General features: G+C 56.0%; 1 tRNA gene and 2 rRNA genes (1 of these 3 cut by a window edge). All 3 read right to left on the reverse strand.

The features are described from left to right. Position 1 precedes the first annotated feature (1 nt). Positions 2-78: transfer RNA gene (locus EYE42_RS15840), tRNA-Met, on the reverse strand. 56 nt (positions 79-134) lie between these two features. Next, positions 135-249 (reverse strand): 5S ribosomal RNA (gene rrf, locus EYE42_RS15845). 94 nt (positions 250-343) lie between these two features. Then, a 23S ribosomal RNA gene (locus tag EYE42_RS15850) occupies positions 344-2,500 on the reverse strand (it continues 681 nt past the right edge of the window).

The raw sequence follows: 2,500 nt of genomic DNA on the forward strand, positions 1-2,500 counted from the left end.
TTGGTTGCGGGGGTAGGATTTGAACCTACGACCTTCAGGTTATGAGCCTGACGAGCTACCGGGCTGCTCTACCCCGCGCCATGGTTGTCCTGATCGGGGGTTATCGTTTCAGAGAGGGTTGCGTATCTTTCCAGGTCTGGCGGTGACCTACTCTCCCACGTCTTGAGACGCAGTACCATCGGCGCAGCGGCACTTAACGGCCGAGTTCGGGATGGGATCGGGTGTTTTGCTCGCGCTAGGGCCACCAGACCGGGAAAGAGACGCTCAGCGTTTGCCCGCGGGATGCGGGCAGATGTTGTCCAAGGATGCTTCTGGAAGAAGCTGAATCTGTCTTCTTCCGGATCAAATCAAGCCTATCGAGCCATTAGTACCGGTCAACTGAATGCATTGCTGCACGTACATCTCCGGCCTATCGACGTGGTGGTCTTCCACGGCTCTCAAGGGAGACCTTGTTTTGAGGGGGGCTTCACGCTTAGATGCCTTCAGCGTTTATCCTGTCCGGACATAGCTACCCTGCACTGCCGTTGGCACGACAACAGGTCCACCAGTGGTCCGTCCACCCCGGTCCTCTCGTACTAGGGGCAGCTCCTCTCAAGTCTCCAACACCCACGGCAGATAGGGACCGAACTGTCTCACGACGTTCTAAACCCAGCTCACGTACCTCTTTAAATGGCGAACAGCCATACCCTTGGGACCTGCTCCAGCCCCAGGATGAGATGAGCCGACATCGAGGTGCCAAACGATGCCGTCGATATGGACTCTTGGGCATCATCAGCCTGTTATCCCCAGCGTACCTTTTATCCGTTGAGCGATGGCCCTTCCACTCGGGACCACCGGATCACTATGGCCGACTTTCGTCTCTGCTCGACTTGTCAGTCTTGCAGTCAGGCTGGCTTTTGCCATTGCACTCAACGACCGATTTCCGACCGGTCTGAGCCAACCTTCGCGCGCCTCCGTTACTGTTTGGGAGGCGACCGCCCCAGTCAAACTCCCCACCACGCAGGGTCCCGGACCCGGATAACGGGCCGCGGTTAGACATCAGAACAGCGAAGGGCGGTATCTCAAGGACGGCTCCACGGGAACTGGCGTCCCCGCTTCAAAGCCTACCGCCTATCCTGCACATCGCAATCCTGATGCCAGTGCGAAGTTGGAGTAAAGGTGCATGGGGTCTTTCCGTCTAACCGCGGGAAGTCTGCATCTTCACAGACAATTCAATTTCGCTGAGTCCACATTTGAGACAGCGGGGAAGTCGTTACGCCATTCGTGCAGGTCGGAACTTACCCGACAAGGAATTTCGCTACCTTAGGACCGTTATAGTTACGGCCGCCGTTTACCGGGGCTTCAATTCAAGGCTTGCACCTCTCCTTTTAACCTTCCGGCACCGGGCAGGCGTCAGACCCTATACGTCGCCTTGCGGCTTCGCAGAGCCCTGTGTTTTTAGTAAACAGTCGCCACCCCCTGGTTTGTGCCCCCGACCGACAGTTGCCTGCCAATCGGGCCTCCTTCTCGCGAACTTACGGAGGTATTTTGCCGAGTTCCTTAAATGTGGTTCTCTCAAGCGCCTTGGTATTCTCTACCAGTCCACCTGTGTCGGTTTAGGGTACGGTCTTGTGGAGGGCTATTTCCAGGAACCGCTCAGCAGCCCCTCCAATCCGATAAGGAGGAACTACACCTGCGATCCGTCACCATCTCCTGGCCCAGGACTATTAACCTGGTTCCCATCGACTACGCCTTTCGGCCTCGCCTTAGGGGCCGGCTCACCCTGCTCAGATTAGCTTTAAGCAGGAACCCTTGGACTTTCGGCGACAGGGTCTCTCACCCTGTTTGTCGCTACTCATGTCAACATTCTCACTTCTGATCACTCCACCGGATGGCTCACGCCCCGGCTTCACAGTCAGAACAATGCCTCCGCTGATCCCGAAAGATCAGAAGAGGCAGCGTTCCATATCACAGAACGCTCCGCTACCACGTGCATAAATGCACATCCAAAGCTTCGGCTCGTGGCTTGAGCCCCGTTACATCTTCGCCGCAAGACCTCTTGATTAGACCAGTGAGCTGTTACGCTATCTTTAAAGGATGGCTGCTTCTAAGCCAACCTCCTGGTTGTTTTGGAAGTCTCACATGCTTTCCCACTTAGCCACGAATTGGGGGCCTTAGCTGTTGGTCAGGGTTGTTTCCCTCTCCACGACGGACGTTAGCACCCGCCGTGTGTCTCCCGGATAGTCCTCTTGGGTATTCGGAGTTTGCTTAGACTCAGTAAGGCTGTGGGCCCCCATCATCCATGCAGTGCTCTACCCCCCAAGGGATACGTCCGAGGCGCTACCTAAATAGCTTTCGCGGAGAACCAGCTATCTCCGAGTTTGATTGGCCTTTCACCCCTAGGCACAAGTCATCCCGACCTTTTTCAACAGGTGTGGGTTCGGACCTCCAGTTGGTGTTACCCAACCTTCATCCTGCTCATGCCTAGATCACTCGGTTTCGGGTCTGATCCGTCTGACTC

This window comes from Paracoccus subflavus, assembly GCF_004310345.1.
Classification (GTDB): Bacteria; Pseudomonadota; Alphaproteobacteria; order Rhodobacterales; family Rhodobacteraceae; genus Paracoccus; species Paracoccus subflavus.